Here is a 20,501-nt window from a genome sequence, read left to right as displayed (position 1 = left end):
GCCGCTTGCGTTCTACCCCTGCATCGGCCCCGTTCCCGTGGGCTGCGACAGCGCCTCCAGCGTATCGCGCAACGCCTGATCCACCTCGTTCATTGCCCTTAGTACCTGCCGTTTGCGTCGCCTGAGCACAGGTTCTGGCGCAGCGTCCTCGCACGCCGCTTCCAGCCGTTCGCAGGCCAGCATCAGCGCCTCGGACTGCACCATGCGCGCCACCCCCAGCACCTTGTGTGCAGCGTCCCTGAGTATTGCCGGCGAGCCGCGAGTATCGGCGTCGAGCAGCTGCTGACGGTCGATCGGGGCGCAACTGAGCAACTGTTCGAGCAGGCGGCGCAGTTCGCCTGGGTCGTTGCCGATGATCGGCCCCAGCCCCATCAGGTCGATCAGGGGCATGTCACCACGGGCGCGGCCTGCCGACAGGGGAGCGTCGTTCAGGCGCTGGCTGAGTTCATGCAGGGTGATGGGTTTGAGCAGGCAGTCGTTCATGCCCGCGGCGTGGCAGCGATCACGCACTTCAGGTTGGGTATTGGCGGTGTAGGCCAGGATGGTGCAGGGCGCGCGCCCGAGTATGCGCTCTTCCTCGCGTACGGCCTGGGCCAACTGGTAGCCGTCCATCTGCGGCATGTTGCAGTCCACGATCAACACGTCGAAAGGCTCCAGGCGCCATGCCTGCAGCGCACTCAGGCCGCTTTCGGCATTGGTGTGCTGCACGCCGAGAAAGTCCAGCTGCTGGCCCATCAGCAGCAGGTTGGCCGGGTGGTCGTCGACCACCAGCACCTTCACCGCCGGCGCCGGCAAGGTCGGCTGGGGCACGGGGTCGGCGAGCTTCTCGCAGGCTGCCAGCCCCGTCAGCGGCATGCTGATCTTCACCTCGGTCCCGGTGCCCGGTTCGCTGTGCAGCGTCAGCTGGCCGCCCATCATGGCGCACAGGCTGCGGCTGATGACCAGGCCCAGGCCGGTGCCGCTGCGTGCCAGCGGGCTGTCGGGGGCGACCTGGGCGAAGGGCTGGAACAGGTACTGCTGGTCGGTCGCGCTGATGCCGATACCGCTGTCGCTGACCGAGAGCAGCAGTTGCAGGGTATCGGGCCCGGCCCCCGGTTGCAGGGCCAGGTCCACGCGTACCTGGCCCTGGTCGGTGAACTTGATCGCGTTGCTGACCAGGTTCGAGAGGATCTGCTTGAAGCGCAGCGGGTCGAGCAGCACGTCGCGGCAGGCGCTCTCGTCGATGACCAGGCTCAGGCTGAGGTCCTTCTGCCGGGCCAGGGCCTCGAACACCCGACCCACCGACTCCACCAGCTCACCCAGGTTGACGCGCTGGGGGCTCAGGCTCATGTGGCCGGACTCGATACGCGCGATGTCAAGGATATCGCCGATCAGCGACAGCAGGTCCCTGGCCGAGCTGTAGGCCACCTCGATGGCGGGACGGTCGAGGTGCCCGGCATCGGCGCGCTTGAGTGCCAGCTCGAGCATGCCGATCACCGCGTTCATGGGGGTACGGATCTCGTGGCTCATGGTGGCCAGGAACTTGCTTTTTGCGCGGTTGGCGTTATCGGCCTGCTCCTTGGCCTGGCGCAGTTCCTGGATCAGCTGGCGGCGGTCGCTGATGTCCAGCCAGCCGCCGATGATGCCCTGTACCTCGCCCAGCGAGTCGCGGTACGGCAGTACCCAGTGGTAGATGGTCAGCTCGCGGTTCTTCAGCATCATGGGGCGGTCGACGATCAATGGCAGGCCTTCGTTCATCACCTGCTGGTAGTCCGCCTGAAACTGACTGGCATTGTCGGCATCGGTGAGCGGCGCATCGTGGATGGACTTGCCCAGTACCTCTTCGGCGCGCGCCTCAACGGCCTGCAGGTAGCTGTCGTTGCAGCTCTTGAGCAGGCCTTGGCGGTCACGCACGTAGATCGGGTGCGGCGTGCCGTTGACCAGCGCCCGCATGAACTCGAGCTGGTCGCCCAGGGCGCGCTCGATCTGCTCGCGCTTCTTGATCTGGCGACGCATCCAGCCGTTCCAGGCCAGCGACAGGATCAGCAGCAGGCCGGTGCCCAGCACCAGTTGGATGATGAAGCGCTGGTGGCTTTGCCAGTAGGAGCTGGGTTCGCCGCTGAAATCGCGCCAGCGGCCATTGATTGCGCCCAGCTCCTGGGGCGGGATGCTAAGCAGGGCCTTGTCGAGGATGGAGGTCAGTTCGTCGGCGCCCTGGGCGGTGGCCATGGAGTAGGTCGCCGGCTCGTCGCCGATGTTGGCGCGGATGATCAGATGCTTTTGGGTGGTGAGCCTGAAATTGGCATTGATCAGCGCGGTGACCATGCCGTCGACCTGGTGACGCGACAGCAGTTCGGCGGAGGCTGCGGGGCTTTCCGTTTCAACCAGCTCGATGCCGCCATGGCGAATGCGCAGCCCGTCGTTGAGCGTACTGCCGCGGGTCACGGCCAGGCGCTTGCCATACAGCTGGCGCAGCGATGCAGGTTCGTCCTCGCCCTTGCGCGTGACCAGCACGTAGGCGTTCTCCAGGTAGGGCCGGCTGATGTTCAGGGTGGCTTCGCGCTGTGTGCTGGGCGTGATGGTGGCGATGACGTCGGCGCGACCCTGGTGCAACTGGTCGATCATGTCGCTGATGCCGGCGCTGCGATGGATCTCGAAACGCAGGCCGGTGCGCAGACGGATCAGCTCGAGCAGGTCGGCAACGATACCTCGCAGGTTGTTGGCACTGTCGTAGAACGACAGCGGCGCGGCGTTTTCGTCCACCACCACGCGCACCACCGGGTGTGCCGCCAGCCAGCGTTGTTCGCGTGGGGAAAGTTGCAGCTTGCGATCAGTCAGCAGCATGCCGTCGCCGATGCTCCAGCGCTGGAAGATACTGGTGCGCATGGCGCTGGTGACCGCGTCCAGGGTGGTATTGACCAGCTCGAGCAGCAGCGGGTTGTCGGCGCGCAGGGCGAAGCTGAAGCCCACAGGCTCGTGTTTGCCGAAGTTCACCATCTTGAGGTTTTTCAGGTAGCCCTGGTTGATCTGGTAATAGGTCGACAAGGCGTCCCCCAGGAACACGTCGGCCTGTTCGAAGGCCACCGCGTTGAGGGCATTGTGGTAGGAGCTGTAGGTCTGCACCGTGGCGTTGGGGTAGGTGGCGCGAACCTCGCTCAATGGCAGGTAATGGGCAACCACGCTCAGGCGCAGCCCCTTGAGGCCGTTGTCCAGTGCCCGGGTTTCATTTTCGCGGGTGACCAGCACCGGCAGGTCTTCGGCATAGGGGCGCGACAGGGCCACCTCGGGGAGGGCGGCATCGTAGCCATTGGCACTTCCCAGCAGGTCGATGTGCCCGTCTATCAGGGCTTGCAGGGCCTTGTCGCGGTTGGCGAAGCGCTTGACCCGAATGGGCCGGTTCAAGGTATTGCCGATCAGGCCGGCGTAGTCGGCGGTCAGGCCCTCGTAATCGCGGCCACTGGCGGTGATGTCGAACGGCGCGTAGTCCGGTGCTGAAGTGCCCAGTACCAGCACGTCATGCTTGTCGAGCCAGTCGGCCTGGGCCGGTGTGGGGGTTACAGCCATGGCCGCCAGGCCGCTGCGGCTGAGCAGCTCGTAGCTGCGCTCGCCGGGTTCGTTGGCGCAGAGCGAAGGGGCGAGACAGGCCCCGGCGAACAGCAGGCAGAACAACAGAAGACGTTTGGCCATGCTCGCACTCATACCAGCGCGTTGCGTTTGGCCATCTCGATCAGTTCCACCAGCGAGTTGGCCTTGAGTTTCTGCATCAGGCGTTTTTTATAGGTGCTCACGGTTTTATTGCTGAGAAACATGCCGGACGCAATTTCCTTATTGCTCTTGCCCTGGGCAAACAGTTGCAGAACCATCAGTTCGCGATCATTGACGGTCTTGAACAGTTCCATCTCGCTGTCGCCGCTGTCCTGATGGCGAAGTGGGTTTATTGCCTGGCTGGGGAAATAGTTGTAACCGGAAAGTACCGCCTTGATGGCACTGAGCAACTCGCTGAGGTCCTCCTGCTTGCATACATAACCGCAGGCGCCCGACAACATGCAGCGTGTTGCAAACAGTACGGGTGATTGCGCAGTCAGCACCAGAACCTTCATCGGCACGGCCATGCTGTTGAAGCGTGACAGCACTTCCAGGCCGTCCAGCTTGGGGATGCCGATGTCGAGGATGATCAGGTCGGGCACGGTTTCGCGGGTCATCTGCATGGCGTCCACGCCATTGTCGGATTCGCCGGTGACCCGATAACCCTCGTTCTCCAGCAACATGCGTACAGCCAGGCGAATGACGGGATGATCGTCGACAATAAATACGGAGTGCATAATCACCTTCCAGGTAGGGGCCATAAAGAAGCCGCACCATAGCCCAGTTGGAAGGCGTGCACGTAAATAGATTTGCGCTCAAACTTAATATGGGAAAATTCCTACAATAAGTTGGGCGCAAAGCTACAAATAGTTGATTTTCAAGCGCGCTATAACGTTTTGCGCACTAATCAATACGGCTGCAATCGCCTACGTTACATACGTGGAAGTTGCAGCGTATTGATCGGGTCAACTGTATCAGATCGGGCTTGAACGCCCGGTCATTTCGCGGGCCATTTCGCTGGCATAGCTGTCGGTCATGCCGGCGATGAAGTCGATCATGCGCAGGAAGGCGCTGTGCAATGTGCTGTTGGGGTCGGGCGCATTGTTGCCCAGCAGGTCAAGGATGCGCCGGTGCTTGAACGATGGCGTGCGTCCGCCGTGCTGTTCCAGCGCTGCGCCGCAAAATGCATTGAGCAGAATCTCCAGCGTGGTGTAGGCACCGATTTCATGCAGTGTCTTGCGCTTGTCCTGGAAGATCTTCTTGCGCGCCATGTCCTTGGCCTGCAGCACACAGCGCTTGGCCGGGCCGTGCATGTGCTCGACCAGGTCGCCGTGCAGGGTGCCGGCCAGCAAGGCTTGCTGCTGCTCGACGAATGCCCGTGCGGCGGCGTTGGTCAGGTGCTCGATCGCCTTGCCGCGCAGGATCGCCAGCTTGCGCCGGCGCGAATCCCCGGGGCCCAGCTGGCGGTAGGTTTGCGGCAGGTCGTCACCCACTAGCCCCAGCAGCAGCGCTTCTACCTCGGCGTAGTCGAGCAGCTCCATTTCCAGGCCGTCTTCCAGGTCGATCAGCGCATAGCAGATATCGTCGGCGGCCTCCATCAGGTACACAAGCGGGTGCCGGGCCCAGCGTTGCGGCTCGAGTTGTGGCATGCCCAGCTTGCGTGCGATCTGCTCCAGCAGCGGCAGCTCGCTCTGGTAGCAGCCGAACTTGTGCTTCTTGTAGCCCAGGGCATCGGCGTGGCGGGCGCTCCAGGGGTACTTGAGGTAGGTGCCCAGGGTGGCGTAGGTGAGGCGCGTGCCGCCATCGAACTGGTGATACTCCAGTTGGGTCAACACGCGAAAGCCCTGGGCATTGCCTTCGAAATTGAGGAAGTCGCCCCGTTCGGCATCGCTCATCGCATCCAGCCAGCCGCGTCCGGCGGCCTGCTGGAACCAGTGCCGGATTGCGTCCTCGCCGGAGTGGCCGAACGGCGGGTTGCCGATATCGTGGGCCAGGCAGGCAGACTGCACCACCATGCCCAGGTCGCTGGGCGCGCACCAGTCCGGCAGGCTGTCGCGCAGTGTCTCGCCCACCCGCATGCCCAGCGAGCGGCCCACGCAACTGACCTCCAGCGAGTGGGTCAGGCGCGTGTGGATGTGATCGTTGCTGGTGACCGGGTGTACCTGGGTCTTGCGCCCCAGGCGGCGAAAGGCACCCGAGAAGATGATCCGGTCGTGGTCCTTGTGGAAGGGGCTGCGCCCGAGTTCTTCGGGGCTGTGCAGGGTTTTGCCGAGGCGTTCGCGGGTAAGCAGTGTGTGCCAGTCCAAGGCCGGTTCTCCAGTGCGGGGCAGGCCCCTAGCTTCCCGTGTCCCGGACGTGGCCGCAACCCTCAGAGGCCATCGGCATCCAGGTCGATCAGCAGCAGGCGGCGCCCGTCGTCGAAGAACTGGCCGGCGGTCATGCAGTACTGGTTGGTGGTGGCGTCGCGGTAGGTGCTGGACAGGATCAACCGGCGCTCATCCCAGCCCTCGGCCAGCAGGTGATAAAAGTAGGGCCGCCATGACCAGTTGTGGCCCTGGTAGCCGTTGTTCACGTGCCAGTGCTGGCCGTGCCATTCCAGATTGGGGGTGAGTTGGGTGCCGTGCCGGTCACACAGAAAAAACCGCAGCACCCAAGGGTAGGCGTGCAGGTTCGGCAACTGTTCGACCGAGGCCTGGGCCTGCGCCCAGGCCTGCAGCCGGGGCATCAGTTCGGCCAGTTGCTGGCGGCGCTGCATCAGCCGTGCGCGCTCGTCCAGCTTGCCCTGCACGTAGCGCTCGCGCAGGTGGCCGAAGCGAGTGACGAATGCATCGCTGGCGAAAAAACCGGCCTGGGCCTGGGCGAACAGGTGGCCCTGCAGGTAACGCGCGCCACATTCCAGGGCGAAGTCAAGCTCGGCCTCGTTCTCGACGCCTTCGGCAATGATCCAGCACCCGGTCTTCTCGGCCATCTGGGCCAGGGCCTTGACCACTTCGCTGCTGGGCCCGCCGCGGGCGGCGGCCTGGAACAGGCGCATGTCGAGCTTGAGAATGTCTGGCTGCAGCGCCAGCACCCGGTCCAGCTGCGAGTAGCCGGCGCCGAAATCATCGATGGCGATGCGCGCGCCGGCCTGGCGATAGCGCGTGACCACATCGGCCAGGCGCTGCAGGTCGCCGCCCTGTTCGGTGATCTCGAAGACCACCCGGCGTGGATCGATGCCGTGCTGACGTACCTGCATCAGGCTGGGCAAGGGTTCGTCGGCAGTCAGCTCGCTGATCCAGCGGGGCGAGATGTTCAGGCTCAGAAACCAGTCGCCCGGTGCCTGGCTGAAGGTTGCCAGGGCCTGGCCGCGCAGCGTGCGATCGAGGGTGCGCAGGGCTGCGGTGGGCATTTGCGGGTCAATGAACAGCGGGCCGACCGAGCGCAGCTGGCCGTCGGCCTGAACCAGTCGGCCAAGGGCTTCGATACCGGCGATGCGGCCAGTGGACGTATCGATGAAGGGTTGATAGCAGGCGAGCGGGTGCCCGTCGTACACGGCGGCTCCTTGTTTTTACGAGACGGCTGGCCGGATGCTCAGCACGGCAAGCCTGCGGCCCGCCGCCTCGTATTGCAAGAATGCAGCCAGTTTGCGTTCAGCGCCTTGACTGCATGAACAGGCGTATCAGCGGCGTCAGGCTGCTGCCCACGCCGGCCAGCCGTGTCAGGCTGCCGTTGCGTGCGCCCTTGCCGGTCAGAAAGCCCAGCAGCACCACGGCGCCGATACCCCAGAGGGGTGCGTGCTTGATGCCCAGGCCGCCCTGCAGCCCGCCTTGCAGGGAGTCGCCCACCCCGCGCAGGCGTGTCAGCGGCTTGAGCAGTTGCCCGGATTCGTGGCGGATTTCCTGGCGACGCATTTCCAGGCGCAGGCGTACCAGGGCCTTGCGCAGTTCGCGGCGGTCGGTGGTTTGCGGCAATTCAGGCAGGCTCATGGCAACAGGCGCTCCCGGTCCTTGGCAAGTTCTTCGAGGGTGGCATGGAACGGCGAGGACTCGTCGAACACCGCTGCCTTGAGGCGCAGCCCGCAGAACACCGCCGCCAGGCTGTAGAACACGCACAGGCCGATGATGCCGGCCAGGCGATAACTGTCCCACAGCAGAATCAGCAGCAGCGCCGACAAGGCCGTCAGCAACAGCAGGGCGAACACCAGGGCCAGCCCGGCGAACAGCAGCAGGCTCAGGGTGCGCGCCTTCTGTTCCTGCAGTTCGATGCCGAACAGTTCGACGTGGCCGTGCAGCAGACCAAGGATGGCGGCGCCAAGGCGCCGTGAAGACGAGCCGGTGGTTTCGGTTTCCATACCCCGTACCTCAGCGACGACTGGCCAGCAGGCCGATCAGAAAGCCCACGCCAGCGGCAATGCCGACGGATTGCCAGGGGTTGGACTGCACGTAGTCTTCGGTGGCGCTGAGTGCAGCCTGGCTGCGTTCACGTACCGAGTCCTGGGTCTGCTTGAGGGTCTCGCGGGCACGCGACACGCTTTCCTCGATCTGCCTGCGCAACTCGTCGGCCTGATCGCCGGCCAGGGTCGCGGAGTGCTCCAGCAGTTTTTCAGCATCCTGTACCAGGATTTCGAAGTCTGCCTGAAGGATGTCTTTTGCAGTTTTGCGGGCCATGGGTCTCTCCGTGTCAAGTGGGCGTCTGGCATTTCGAGTGCCGAGCGCTGCGTAAGGTTCAGTGCAATCGGCAGTGGTACAGCATTTGCCTTGCCTTGGTGCAGCAGGCCGGGCGGCCGCGCCAGATCAGGGCGCGAAACGACGGCCGGTCGATAAACCATAACCCAATCCACGACAAACCCCGGAAAAAACTCCACGTCAGCGCTGCATTCGCGCCCCCGGCCCCCACATGGCGGGCCAGGGTAGTGCGCACGGCAGCCGCTAGCGCCCGGTCAGCAGTCGGGCCTGGCAGGCATCGATGGCGTTGGAGGGGCCGCTCAGCAGCACCGCGTCACCGGCATGCAGGCAGGTATCGGTGGCCAGGGCCACTTCCTCGCCATCGCGCTGCACGGCCTGTACTTCCACCCCGAGCAGGTCCAGGCCCAGCTCGGTCAGCGGGCGACCGCAGGCATAGGCATCAGCGCCCAGGTTGACCGCATGCAGCATGACCTTGGGCAGGCCTTCGCTGTCGACCGGGCTGGTCTGCGCCCCCTGGTAGAACCCGTGCAGCAGGCGATAGCGGCTCTGGCGCACCTCGTCGATACGCTGCTGTACACGCTCCTGGGGTACGCCGAGCATCACCAGGGCATGGGAGGCGAGCATCAGGCTGGACTCCAGCAATTCCGGCACCACCGCCGTGGCACCTGCGGCGCGCAGTTCGTCGCGCAGGCTGTCGTCGCGGGTGCGCACCAGGATCGGCACCTGGGTGTTGAAGTGACGGGCGGCCTTGAGCACGCTCATGGCGACATCGGTCTTGTCCACCGCGATCACCAGCAGCCGGGCACGCTCCAGGCCGATGGCCGCCAGCAGTTCGCCGCGCCGCGAGTCGCCGTAGTGCACGCGCTGCTCGCCGGCGGCGGCCTCCTGCACCCTGACCGGGTCGTCGTCCAGGGCAATGAAGGCCAGATGTTCGCGCCGCAGGAAGCGCCCGATGGACTGGCCTACCCGGCCATAACCACAGATCAGCACGTGCCCGCTGAGCGAGGCGCTTTGTGCCTGGATCTCTTCGAGCTGCACCTCCTGGTTGGGTTTGCGATGCAGGCGGGCGGCCAGCGCCGGAGCGCCGCGCAGCATCAGCGGGGTGACCAGCATCGAACAGAAGGTGGCGGCCAGCAGCAGGTGCCCGAGGTCTTCGGGCAGCAGGCTGGTCTGTTGCATCTGCGCCATCAGTGCGAAGCAGAACTCGCCGCCCTGGGCCAGGGCCACGCCACTGCGCCAGGCGGTTTCGCTGTCGCTGCCGCGCAGCTTGACCAGCACCGCCACCACCACGCCCTTGATGGCCAGCAGGGCCAGGGTCAGGCCGAGGATTTCCAGGCCGTGGCTGGCAAACAGTTGCAGGTCGATGAGCATGCCGATACTGACAAAGAACAGCCCCAGCAGGATGTCGCGGAAGGGGCGGATATCGGCTTCGATCTGGTGGCGATAGTTGCTTTCGCCCAGCAGCATCCCGGCGAGGAACGCCCCCAGTGCCGGAGACAGGCCCAGCAGGTGGGTAAGCCAGGCGGTCAGCAGCACGATCACCAGCGCCAGCAGCACGAACAGCTCGGCCGAGTGCGAGCGGGCCACCTCGTGGAACAGGCGCGGCAGCAGCCAGCGGTTGGCCAGCAGCAGGCCGATGAACAGGATCACGGTCTTGCCCAGGGTCAGCGGCAGCGCCCAGTACCAGGCCTGGCCGCCCTGGCCGGCGAACACCGGCACCAGGGTCAGCAGCAGTACCGCAATCACGTCCTGGAACAGCAGCACGCCAATGGCGTTCTGGCCGTGGCTGCTGAAGATTTCGCCGAGGCTGGTGAGCTCCTTGCTGACGATGGCGGTGGACGACAGCGCCAGGCCGCCGCCCAGCAGCAGGGCAGCCCCGGCCGGCATGCCAAGCAGCCCCAGCAGGCCGGCCAGCAGCAGCGCCGAGCAGATCACCTGCAGGCTGCCCAGGCCGAAGACCACGCGGCGCAGGGCGAGCATCTTGCTCAGAGAGAATTCAAGGCCCAGGGAAAACAGCAGGAACACCACGCCCATTTCGGCGAGGTCGGGCAGTTCTTCGCTTTCATTGACCCAGTCCAGGGCGGTGGGGCCGACGAACAGGCCGACGCACAGGTAGCCCAGCACGGGGGGCAATTGCAGGCGCCGGAAAATGGCGATGACCACCAGTGACGAGGCCAGGATGATCAGCAGGTTGGCAAACACTCAATACACTCCATTGCAATGCCGACGGGCGCAAAAAAATTTGTCAGTCTACAGCGCTCGAGGCCACGCAGGCTGACCCAGGTCAGTCGTTGGTGTCTCGACCCGCCAGGTGTACGGGCCTAGAATACGGGTCCGCTTTTCACGTTTCACGGTACTTCCCATGCTTCCTGAAACTCAACTGCTCGGCACCCTGGGCTGTCACCTGTGCGAGGTGGCCGAGGCCATTCTGATGCCGCTTGTCGAGCACGGGCTGCTGGTCGAGCTGGTCGATATTGCCGATGATCCGGCCGATGTCGAGCGCTACGGCCTGCTGATTCCGGTGCTGCGTCGCTGTGACTCCGGTGCCGAGCTGCTCTGGCCGTTCGATACCGAGCAGGTGGTCGCGTTTCTGAGCTGAGCGTCGCCAGCGGGGTGTTCACATGCCGATGCACAATCTGTGATGCAACGGCGCAGGTGCTGTTGGAGAATCGCCAGCGCAGCATACACCCGTGACGAAGTCTCATCCGCCAAGGAGTGGCGAACCATGCACCTGAGTCCGCATTTCACACTGGAAGAACTGACTGCTTCCGAAACTGCCCGACGTGAAGGCCTGACCAACCAGCCCGGCCCCGATGCCCTGGCCAACCTGCGCCGTCTGAGCCAGACCCTGGAGCAGGTACGCAGCCTGCTCGGGCATCCCATCCGCGTCAACAGTGCCTACCGCAGCAACGAGCTCAACCGTCGTGTCGGCGGGGTGAGCGGCAGTGCGCATACCCTCGGGCTGGCAGCCGATATCAGCGTGGCGGCGCTTTCACCCCTGGTGGTGGCGCAACGTATCCTGGACAGCGGTCTGGCGTTCGACCAGCTCATTCTGGAGTTCGACCGCTGGGTTCACCTGGCCATCGCCGAAGGGGCAGGGCGCAAGCAGGTGCTGACGGTGCGCGAGGGTACCGGCTACCTGCCGGGGTTGCAGTGAGTACTGTTCATTCATACACTGTATGCAAATACAGTAATCGGGTGAGCGCTTGCGCCAGAGGGGCCGGACGATGGTCAACGTCGAACAATTGAAATACAGCGTCAACCGCATGGCTGTCGAACAGGTGCGCGAGGCCGTGCTCGAATTGCGCCTCGATGGCCTGGTCACCGAGGGCAAGACCCCTTTCAGCAAGATCCACTTCAATACCTGCTTTGCCGAGATAGAGGCATTGTTCCAGCGCGCCGGTTACCACCGGGCGCTGGATGTGGTCGGTTATCAGGGCCTGATGTATGCGTTGTACGATCCGGGCCGCTGGGAGGCGGTGGATGTGCTGCGCTGGCTCAAGGAGTTTACCGAGGCTGCGGCAACCCGGGCTGGCTGAGCCGGCAGGCATGCCGGATAATGGACGGCCCCCAACTGGCGAGCATGTCCATGAGTGTCCCTTTCGATCCGGCCCAGCACCAGGCCAGCACTGTCTGCCTGCCACCGGGCAGTTGGGCCACCGTGCTCGACTGCCTGTGCGACCACTTCAAGGCGATCAGCCGTGAACAATGGCTCGATCGCATCGCCCGTGGGCGGGTGCTGGATGCCCAGGGCGCGCCGATTGACGTGGGCCTTGCCTACAAGCCAGGCCTGCGTATCCACTATTTTCGCGAAGTACCCAACGAAAAGCCGATCCCGGTGCAGGAGCATATCCTGCACGTCGACGAGCACCTGGTGGTGGCCGACAAACCGCACTTTCTGCCGGTGACGCCCACTGGCGAATATGTCGAACACACGTTGCTGCGCCGTTTGATTCGCCGGCTCGACAACCCGCACTTGGTGCCACTGCACCGCATCGACCGGCACACGGCGGGCCTGGTGCTGTTCTCGGCCAACCCGCAAAGCCGTTCGGCCTATCAGCAGCTGTTTCCCACCCGACAGATCGACAAGCACTACCAGGCCATTGCCCGCGCCTTGCCGCAGCTGGAGTTCCCGCGGGTGCACAAGAGCCGGCTGGTAAATGGCGAGCCGTTCTTTCGCATGCAGGAGGTGCCCGGCGTCAGCAACAGCGAAACCATTGCCCGGGTTCTGGAAAAAAACGGCGAGTGGTGGCGCTACGGCCTGTCACCGGTCACTGGCAAGACCCACCAGTTGCGGGTGCACATGACGGCGCTGGGGGCGAGTATCTGCAATGATCCGTTCTACCCGCAGATCGTGCAGGGCCCCGATGACTACGCAAGGCCACTCAAGCTGCTGGCCCACAACCTGCGCTTCAACGACCCGCTCGATGGGCAGGAGCGCTACTTCGAAAGCCGGCTGACACTGGACTGGTAGACCGCTGTGGGCGCACAACCAGAGGTTGTGCGCCACCGGGTCAACGGTTGAAGCGCTCCACCAGGGAATACTGGGTGGTGGCGGTGAGGGTCAGTTCCTCGCTGAGCAGCGCCGAATGCTGGGCCTGCTCGGAGGTCTGGTCGGCAAGCTGGGCGATGGTGCTGATGTTGCGGCTGATTTCATCGGCCACTGCGGTCTGCTCTTCGGTAGCGGCGGCAATCTGCGTGGTCATGTCGGTGATGTTGGCCACCGCCTCGCTGATGCCCACCAGCGCCTGGTCGGCTTCCATCACCCGTGCCACACCTTCCTCGGCCTGGCGATGGCCGGTTTCCATGGTCTGTACGGCATTGCTGGCGGTTTGCTGGAGCTTGGCGATCAGGCCGTGGATCTGCCCGGTCGATTCACTGGTGCGCTGCGCCAGCTGACGCACTTCGTCGGCCACTACGGCGAAGCCGCGGCCCATTTCACCGGCGCGTGCCGCTTCGATGGCGGCGTTGAGCGCCAGCAGGTTGGTCTGGTCGGCAATGCCCTTGATCACATCGACCACGCCGCCAATCTCGTCGCTGTCGCGGGCCAGCTGGGTCACGGTCAGGCCGGTTTCGCCCACGGCAGCCGACAGACGCTGGATCGCATCGCGGGTTTCGCCGGCGATGTCGCGGCCGCGCCCGGTCAGGCGGTTGGCTTCCTGGGTGGCATCGGCGGTGCGCTGCACGTGGTTGGCCACTTCCTGGGTGGTGGCGGCCATCTGGTTGACGGCAGCGGCCACCTGCTCGGTCTCCACGCGCTGGCGCTCCAGGCCCGAGGAGCTGTTGTGGGCCAGGGTGTCGGACTGGCGGGCCTGCTCGTTGAGGTGCTCGGCGGTGTCCTGCAGGCGGGTCAGGCAGGTCTTGAGGCGCGCGTCCTGGCTGAGCATGGCCATTTCCAGGCGAGCCTGCACGCCGCGGCTGTCGGTGTACATCTGCGCGATCAGCGGGTCGGAGGTGGTCTGTTCGGCCAGGCGCAGCAGGCGCTTGAGGCCACGCTGCTGCCAGCTCAGGCCCAGCAGCCCCAGCGGTACCGACAGGGCGGCCGCCACGGCGAAGCCCCAGGAGTGGCCCAGCCAGCTGCCGATCAGGAAGCCGACCTGGCTGACCAGGATGAACGGCAGCCAGTCCTGCAGTACCGGCAGCCAGCGGTCGCGGCGCGGAATGGGTGGCTTGCCCTGATTGATGCGGTGATACAGCGCCTCGGCGCGACGGATCTGTTCGGCGCTGGGCTTGACCCGCACCGACTCGTAGCCGACTACCTGGTTGTTCTCGAAGATGGGGGTGACGTAGGCGTTGACCCAGTAATGATCACCCGACTTGCAGCGGTTCTTGACGATGCCCATCCACGGCAGGCCCTGCTTGAGCGTACTCCACATATGCGCAAACACAGCCGGCGGCACATCCGGGTGCCGGACCAGGTTGTGTGGCGCACGAATGAGCTCCTCCCGCGAAAAGCCGCTGATCTCGACGAACGCATCGTTGCAGTAGGTGATCACACCCTTGGCATCGGTGGTCGATATCAGACGTTGTTGGGCAGGGAAAGTCCGTTCGCGCTGGGTAATCGGCTGATTGTTACGCATAAGCTGTTCTATCCGGAAGGCTTTCGTGGTGTATCGGCAGACAGGCGTTTTTATTGAATGGATATTTAAAGAATATTGATCCGGCTCAAGGTGCCTTAGCTGTTCGTGTTGTAGTTGAAAGGCTGCAAAGTCAAGCAACTTGTTTGCATTCTTTCATATATTTGTCATGTTAGTCAGCTAGTGACCTGGTGTTCACGCGGGGGCAGGTAGCAGGCGGGCAACGCCGCACAGTGCCTCTGGTTCAGGTCGAACTCAGTGGCCACACGGCGGGCCAATGCAGGCCCGGCGCAACGGCGCCGGGCCTGCTTCAGGCTAGCTCGCGATCAACTGGCGCAGCACGTAGTGCAGAATGCCGCCAGCCTTGAAGTACTCCACTTCGTTGAGCGTATCGATGCGGCACAGTACCTGGATCTGCTGCGTCGATGCGTCTTCGCGGGTGATGCGCAGGGTCAGCGTCATGCGTGGCTGCACCTGGGTCTGGCTGAGGCCGAGAATGTCGATGCGCTCATGGCCGGTCAGCCCCAGGGTCTTGCGCGTCTGGCCCTCGGCGAACTGCAGGGGCAGCACGCCCATGCCCACCAGGTTGGAGCGGTGGATACGCTCGAAGCTTTCGGCCAGTACCGCCTTGACCCCCAGCAGGTTGGTGCCCTTGGCGGCCCAGTCGCGGCTGGAACCGGTGCCGTATTCCTGCCCGGCGATCACCACCAGTGGTGTACCTTCGTCCTTGTAGCGCATGGCCGCGTCATAGATCGCCAGCTTCTCGGCGCTGGGCACATGCACCGTGTTGCCGCCTTCCTCGCCACCGAGCATCTCGTTGCGGATGCGGATGTTGGCGAAGGTGCCGCGCATCATGACCTCATGGTTGCCGCGACGCGAGCCGTAGGAGTTGAAGTCCCGCGGCTCCACGCCCTTGTCGCGCAGGTAGCGTCCGGCCGGGCTGTCGGCCTTGATGTTGCCGGCGGGCGAGATGTGGTCGGTGGTCACCGAATCGCCCAGCAGCGCGAGTATCCGGGCGCCGTGGATGTCTTCGATGACCGGCAGCGGGCCGGTGATGTCGTCGAAGAAGGGCGGATGCTGGATATAGGTGGAGTCCTCCTGCCACACATAGGTCGCTGCCTGCGGCACCTCGATGGCCTGCCACTGTGCGTCGCCGGCAAACACCTCGGCATATTCCTTGTGGAACATCGCGGTATCGACCTTGGCCACGGCTTCGGCGATTTCCTGCTGGCTGGGCCAGATGTCGCGCAGATACACCGGCTTGCCGTCCTTGCCCAGGCCCAGGGCCTCGCTGGACAGGTCGACGCGCACGCTGCCGGCCAGGGCGTAGGCCACCACCAGCGGCGGCGACGCCAGCCAGTTGGTCTTGACCAGCGGGTGTACCCGGCCTTCGAAGTTGCGGTTGCCCGACAGTACCGAGGCGACGGTAAGGTCGGCCTGGGTGATGGCCTTTTCGATCGGCTCGGCCAGCGGGCCGGAGTTGCCGATGCAGGTGGTGCAGCCGTAGCCGACCAGGTCGAAGCCCAGGGCATCCAGATAAGGGGTCAGCCCGGCCGCCTTGTAGTAGTCGGTCACCACCTTGGAGCCGGGGGCCAGTGAGGTCTTGACCCAGGGCTTGCGCTGCAGGCCCTTTTCCACGGCCTTCTTGGCCACCAGCCCGGCAGCCATCATCACGCTGGGGTTGGAGGTGTTGGTGCAGGAGGTGATCGCGGCGATCACCACGGCACCGTCCTTGAGCAGGTGATTGGCGCCCTCGTGCTCGTATTCGATTTCGCCGGCTTGGTCGGCATTGCCCACCGCGACGCCGCCGCCCCCTTCACTTTCCAGGCGCCCGACCTCCTTGGTCGAGACCTTCAGTTGCAAGCCGATGAAGTTGTTGAATGCCTGGGCCACCTGGGACAGCGCCACACGGTCCTGCGGGCGCTTGGGCCCGGCCAGGCTGGCTTCGACTTCGTCCATGTCCAGTGCCAGGGTGTCGGTGAACACCGGCTCCTGGCCCGCCTCGCGCCACAGACCCTGGGCCTTGCAGTAGGCCTCCACCAGTTGCACGGTGGCGGCGGGGCGACCGGACAGGCGCAGGTAGTCCAGGGTCACGTCGTCCACCGGGAAGAAACCGCACGTGGCGCCGTACTCCGGCGCCATGTTGGCAATGGTCGCGCGGTCGGCCAGGGGCAACTGGGCCAGGCCGTCGCCGTAGAACTCGACGAACTTGCCCACCACGCCCTTCTTGCGCAGCATCTGCGTCACGGTCAGCACCAGGTCGGTGGCGGTGATGCCTTCGCGCAGCTTGCCGGTTAGCTTGAACCCGATCACCTCGGGGATCAGCATCGACACCGGCTGGCCGAGCATGGCCGCCTCTGCCTCGATGCCGCCCACGCCCCAGCCCAGCACGCCCAGGCCGTTGATCATGGTGGTGTGCGAGTCGGTGCCGACCAGGGTGTCGGGGAAGGCATAGGTGCGTCCGTCTTCCTCGCGGGTCCACACGGTGCGGCCCAGGTACTCCAGGTTGACCTGGTGACAGATGCCAGTGCCCGGCGGCACTACGCTGAAGTTGTCGAAGGCGTTCTGGCCCCAGCGCAGGAACGCATAGCGTTCGCCGTTGCGCTGCATCTCGATGTCGACGTTCTCGCCGAAGGCCTGCGCGGTGGCGTAGCGATCGACCATCACCGAGTGGTCGATCACCAGGTCGACCGGGGAAAGCGGGTTGATGCGCTGCGGATCGCCGCCGGCCTTGGCCATGGCGGCGCGCATGGCGGCCAGGTCGACCACGGCGGGCACGCCGGTGAAGTCTTGCATCAGCACCCGTGCCGGGCGGTACTGGATCTCGCGGTCCGAGCGGCGCTGCTGCAGCCACTCGGCCAGGGCGTGCAGGTCCTGGCCGGTGACGGTCTTGCCGTCTTCCCAGCGCAGCAGGTTTTCCAGCAGCACCTTGAGCGACATCGGCAGGCGCTGCAGGTCGCCGAGGCTGCGGGCGGCCTCGGTCAGGCTGTAGTAATGGTATTCACGGTTCTCCACCGTCAGGGTCTTGAGGGTTTTCAGGCTGTCGAGCGAGGGCATCTGCCAACTCCTTCTGCGTCGGTGCCTGGCAATCATCCTTGCAGTCGCCAGTTCACCGCCTCTGTGACGGTCCGCACGGCACGGACCTGGCTAAGCGGTCAGGTTAGCCCTGTTTGGCGGACCTGACCATGTACTGGACCGGCGGGGCGTGTCGCCAGTTCCTAAACTGCTTTATCATTCGCCGATTTGCCGTGTGCAGGTGTTGCGCCCGGTCAGGGTTGGCGTGCAGGCCAGCCGTTCTGGAGTAGTTGATGAATACCCTGTTTATGCATTGCCGGCCCGGTTTCGAGGGTGAAGTGTGCGCCGAGATCGCCGAGCATGCCGCACGCCTGGGGGTTGCCGGTTATGCCAAGGGCAAGCCGCAGAGCGCCTGTGCCGAGTTCGTGTGCAACGACGCCGAGGGCGCCGAGCGCCTGATGCGCGAGCTGCGTTTCAAGCAGCTGATCTTTCCGCGCCAGTGGGCCCGCGGCAGCTTCGTCGAGTTGCCCGAAACCGACCGTATCAGCGTGCTGCTCGAGCACCTGGCCGCCTACCCGGTGTGTGGCAGCGTGTGGCTGGAGGTGATGGACACCAATGACGGCAAAGAGCTGTCGACCTTCTGCCGCAAGTTCGAGGCGCCGTTGTGCAAGGCCTTGAGCAAGGCTGGCCGGCTGGTTGACGACCCGGCCAGGCCGCGTCTGCTGCTGACCTTCGTCAGTGGCCGGCGCGTGTTCGTGGGGCTGGCCGCAGCGGACAACTCGGCGATGTGGCCGATGGGCATCCCGCGCCTGAAGTTTCCGCGCGAGGCGCCGAGCCGTTCGACCCTCAAGCTCGAGGAGGCCTGGCACCACTTCATCCCGCGTGAGCAGTGGGAGCAGCGCCTGTCTGGCGACATGACCGGGGTCGACCTGGGCGCCGCACCGGGTGGCTGGACCTACCAGCTGGTCAAGCGCGGCATGCTGGTGACCGCGATCGACAACGGGCCGATGGCCGAGAGCCTGATGGATACCGGGCTGGTGCAGCACCTGATGGCCGACGGGTTTACCTACAAGCCCAGGCAGACCGTGGACTGGATGGTGTGCGACATTGTCGAGAAGCCGGCGCGCAGCGCAGCGCTGCTGGAAACCTGGCTGGGGGAAGGGCTGTGCCGCGAGGCGGTGGTCAACCTCAAGCTGCCGATGAAGCAGCGCTATGCCGAGGTGCGGCGGCTGCTCGAGCGTATCGAGGACGGATTCAAGGCGCGCAAGGTCAAGGTGTCGATCGGCTGCAAGCAGCTGTATCACGACCGTGAAGAGGTGACGTGTCACCTGCGTCGTCTGGATCTGAAACCGCGTTGAGGCCTTCGCCGGCAAGGCCTTCAATCAACACCGAACAACCGCTGACCCCGGAGTACCTGATGACCGACCTCACCCCCGACGCCACCCTGGATGCCACCGGCCTCAACTGCCCCGAGCCGGTCATGATGCTGCACCAGCACATCCGCGACCTGGCGCCCGGCGGCCTGCTCAAGGTGATTGCCACCGACCCCTCGACCCGCCGCGACATCCCCAAGTTCTGTGTGTTTCTGGACCATGAACTGGTGCAGCAGCAGGAAGATGCCGGCACCTACCTGTACTGGATCCGCAAGAAGCTCGCCTAACCCCGGCGCTGCTGGCGGATGCGCTTGCGTGCGCTGCGCGCCAGGCGCACCGACAGCATCAGCGCCGCACAGGTCAGCCCCACGATAAGGCCTTCCCATAGCCCGCTGGGGCCGCTGGCCGGCCCGAAGTGGTCGGTAAGCCCCAGCAGGTAGCCCACCGGCAGGCCGATGCCCCAATAGGCGAACAGGGTCAGGATCATGGTCACGCGGGTGTCCTGATAGCCGCGCAAGGCGCCGGCCGCAGTCACCTGGATCGCGTCCGAGAACTGGAACAGCGCCGAATACACGATCAGCATCGAGGCGATCTGGATCACCGCCAGGTCCGTGGTGTAGATGCTGGCGATAGGCTCGCGCAGCAACAGCATCAGGCTGGCCGAAAAGCAGGCGTAGGCCAGCGCCGTACCCATGCCCACCCCGGCGGCAAAGCGCGCCTGGCGCGGGTCGCCGGCACCGATGGCCTGGCCGACCCGCACGGTTACCGCCATGCCCAGCGAGTACGGGATCATGAACACCAGCGAACTCACGTTCAGGGCGATCTGGTGCCCGGCCACCACGGTGGAGCCCAGGCTGCCGATCAACAGGGCAATCACGCCGAAGATGCTCGATTCGGCGAACACCGCGATGCCGATCGGCAGGCCGACCGTGAGCAGGCGCTTGATCACCGACCATTGCGGCCAGTCGAAACGGGCGAACACCTGGGCCGGGCGATAGGCCGCTGCACGGCCGACCCACAGCGCCATGGCCAGGGCCATGAACCACATCACGATGCCGCTGGCCCAGCCGCAGCCCACGCCGCCCATGGCTGGCACGCCCAGGTGGCCGTAGATGAACACGTAGTTCAGCGGGATGTTCAGCATCAGCCCGCTCAGCCCGATCACCATGCTCGGCCGGGTACGGCCCAGGCCGTCGCTGCTGCAGCGCAGCACGTAGTACAGCGCCACCGCCGGCAGGCCGAAGGCGATGCCTTGCAGGTAGCCCATGCACGGTGCGATCAGTTCCGGGTCGACCTTCATCAGGTGCAGTACCGGCTCGGCGCTGAGCAGCAGGTCGCAACCGCCCAGGCCGACCACGCCGGCCAGCCACAGGGCCTGGCGCACCAGCGGGCCGATCTCGGCATGCTGACCGGCACCGAAGCGCTGCGCCACCTTGGGCGTGGTGGCCAGCAGGATGCCGGTCATCAGCAAAAACACCGGTACCCAGATCGAGTTGCCCAGGGCAACCGCTGCCAGGTCGCGCGGGCCGACCCGGCCAGCCATCACGGCATCCACGAAGCCCATGGCGGTGGTGGCCAGCTGGGCGATGATGATCGGCGTGGCCAACTGCAGCAGGCTGCGTACTTCAGTGCCGACCCTGGCTGGGCGGGAGAGGCGGGTGATAGCGGTGTTCGACTGTGTCACGGGGCGGATGTCCACAATAAAGGCGCGGAAAACCGCCTAGTCTACGCCTTGACGCATGGGTCAGGAAATACACCGGCGGGCTTTATCTCGGCTGGATCGAGCCGGGCGTATGGGCCTACACTGC

17 protein-coding genes are annotated in these 20,501 nt (G+C 64.9%); 6 read left to right on the top strand and 11 right to left on the bottom strand.

Annotation, left to right across the window (positions count from 1 at the left end):
- Positions 1-12 precede the first annotated feature (12 nt).
- The 8 genes from LOY33_RS17510 to LOY33_RS17475 form a co-directional block, all read right to left on the bottom strand.
- Positions 13-3,666 (bottom strand): transporter substrate-binding domain-containing protein, encoded by a 3,654-nt coding sequence (locus LOY33_RS17510; RefSeq protein WP_258659451.1) that lies wholly within the window; start codon positions 3,664-3,666, stop codon positions 13-15.
- Positions 3,667-3,674: 8 nt separating this feature from the next.
- Positions 3,675-4,301, bottom strand: a complete 627-nt coding sequence (locus LOY33_RS17505; protein ID WP_043864602.1) for a response regulator transcription factor — start codon at positions 4,299-4,301, stop codon at positions 3,675-3,677.
- Positions 4,302-4,538: 237 nt separating this feature from the next.
- A complete protein-coding gene (locus LOY33_RS17500) occupies positions 4,539-5,870 on the bottom strand; it encodes a deoxyguanosinetriphosphate triphosphohydrolase (RefSeq protein WP_054916205.1) in 1,332 nt (443 codons plus the stop codon).
- A gap of 62 nt (positions 5,871-5,932) precedes the next feature.
- Positions 5,933-7,096, bottom strand: coding sequence for an EAL domain-containing protein (locus LOY33_RS17495; RefSeq protein ID WP_258659450.1), 1,164 nt, complete (start codon positions 7,094-7,096; stop codon positions 5,933-5,935).
- A gap of 97 nt (positions 7,097-7,193) precedes the next feature.
- Entirely contained in the window at positions 7,194-7,529 is a 336-nt protein-coding gene (locus LOY33_RS17490) for a hypothetical protein (RefSeq protein ID WP_043864599.1), read from the bottom strand.
- The gene (locus LOY33_RS17485; RefSeq protein ID WP_043864598.1) at positions 7,526-7,894 is read right to left on the bottom strand and encodes a phage holin family protein; all 369 of its coding nucleotides are present in this window, start codon (positions 7,892-7,894) and stop codon (positions 7,526-7,528) included. The genes LOY33_RS17490 and LOY33_RS17485 overlap by 4 nt, the downstream gene beginning before the upstream one ends.
- A gap of 10 nt (positions 7,895-7,904) precedes the next feature.
- Positions 7,905-8,210, bottom strand: coding sequence for a YqjD family protein (locus tag LOY33_RS17480; RefSeq protein ID WP_043864597.1), 306 nt, complete (start codon positions 8,208-8,210; stop codon positions 7,905-7,907).
- Between the two features lie 261 nt (positions 8,211-8,471).
- The gene (locus tag LOY33_RS17475; protein ID WP_258659449.1) at positions 8,472-10,430 is read right to left on the bottom strand and encodes a monovalent cation:proton antiporter family protein; all 1,959 of its coding nucleotides are present in this window, start codon (positions 10,428-10,430) and stop codon (positions 8,472-8,474) included.
- Positions 10,431-10,590: 160 nt separating this feature from the next.
- Between LOY33_RS17475 and LOY33_RS17470 the strand changes: the two genes are divergently transcribed.
- The 4 genes from LOY33_RS17470 (at position 10,591) to LOY33_RS17455 (ending at position 12,702) form a co-directional block, all read left to right on the top strand.
- Positions 10,591-10,827 carry a glutaredoxin family protein gene (locus tag LOY33_RS17470; RefSeq protein WP_043864595.1) on the top strand — a complete coding sequence of 79 codons (237 nt, stop codon included), beginning with the start codon at positions 10,591-10,593 and terminating at the stop codon, positions 10,825-10,827.
- A gap of 126 nt (positions 10,828-10,953) precedes the next feature.
- The gene (locus LOY33_RS17465) at positions 10,954-11,385 is read left to right on the top strand and encodes a D-Ala-D-Ala carboxypeptidase family metallohydrolase (protein ID WP_058541337.1); all 432 of its coding nucleotides are present in this window, start codon (positions 10,954-10,956) and stop codon (positions 11,383-11,385) included.
- Positions 11,386-11,455: 70 nt separating this feature from the next.
- On the top strand, positions 11,456-11,767 hold the full coding sequence (locus LOY33_RS17460) for a hypothetical protein (RefSeq protein ID WP_043864594.1): 312 nt from the start codon (positions 11,456-11,458) through the stop codon (positions 11,765-11,767).
- Positions 11,768-11,817: 50 nt separating this feature from the next.
- Positions 11,818-12,702 (top strand): pseudouridine synthase, encoded by an 885-nt coding sequence (locus LOY33_RS17455; RefSeq protein ID WP_043864664.1) that lies wholly within the window; start codon positions 11,818-11,820, stop codon positions 12,700-12,702.
- 40 nt (positions 12,703-12,742) lie between these two features.
- On the opposite strand, the gene LOY33_RS17450 is transcribed toward LOY33_RS17455, so the two are convergent.
- Both LOY33_RS17450 and acnA read right to left on the bottom strand, forming a co-directional pair.
- Entirely contained in the window at positions 12,743-14,308 is a 1,566-nt protein-coding gene (locus LOY33_RS17450; protein WP_043864593.1) for a PAS domain-containing methyl-accepting chemotaxis protein, read from the bottom strand.
- Between the two features lie 312 nt (positions 14,309-14,620).
- On the bottom strand, positions 14,621-17,362 hold the full coding sequence (gene acnA, locus LOY33_RS17445; RefSeq protein ID WP_100633159.1) for an aconitate hydratase AcnA: 2,742 nt from the start codon (positions 17,360-17,362) through the stop codon (positions 14,621-14,623).
- Between the two features lie 251 nt (positions 17,363-17,613).
- On the opposite strand from acnA, the gene rlmM reads away from it, so the two are divergent.
- Together rlmM and tusA are read left to right on the top strand one after the other, a co-directional pair.
- Positions 17,614-18,678: a 23S rRNA (cytidine(2498)-2'-O)-methyltransferase RlmM gene (gene rlmM / locus LOY33_RS17440; protein ID WP_043864591.1), complete on the top strand. Its 1,065-nt coding sequence runs from the start codon at positions 17,614-17,616 to the stop codon at positions 18,676-18,678.
- Positions 18,679-18,737: 59 nt separating this feature from the next.
- Positions 18,738-18,980 carry a sulfurtransferase TusA gene (gene tusA / locus LOY33_RS17435; RefSeq protein ID WP_043864590.1) on the top strand — a complete coding sequence of 81 codons (243 nt, stop codon included), beginning with the start codon at positions 18,738-18,740 and terminating at the stop codon, positions 18,978-18,980.
- Here tusA and LOY33_RS17430 read toward each other — a convergent pair.
- Positions 18,977-20,377: an MATE family efflux transporter gene (locus LOY33_RS17430; protein ID WP_408980657.1), complete on the bottom strand. Its 1,401-nt coding sequence runs from the start codon at positions 20,375-20,377 to the stop codon at positions 18,977-18,979. The two genes, tusA and LOY33_RS17430, sit on opposite strands and share 4 nt — an antisense overlap.
- Between the last annotated feature and the right edge of the window lie 124 nt (positions 20,378-20,501).

Source organism: Pseudomonas sp. B21-036, assembly GCF_024748925.1.
Taxonomy (GTDB): Bacteria; Pseudomonadota; Gammaproteobacteria; order Pseudomonadales; family Pseudomonadaceae; genus Aquipseudomonas; species Aquipseudomonas palmensis.
This window is presented reverse-complemented; position numbering and strand designations above follow the sequence as displayed.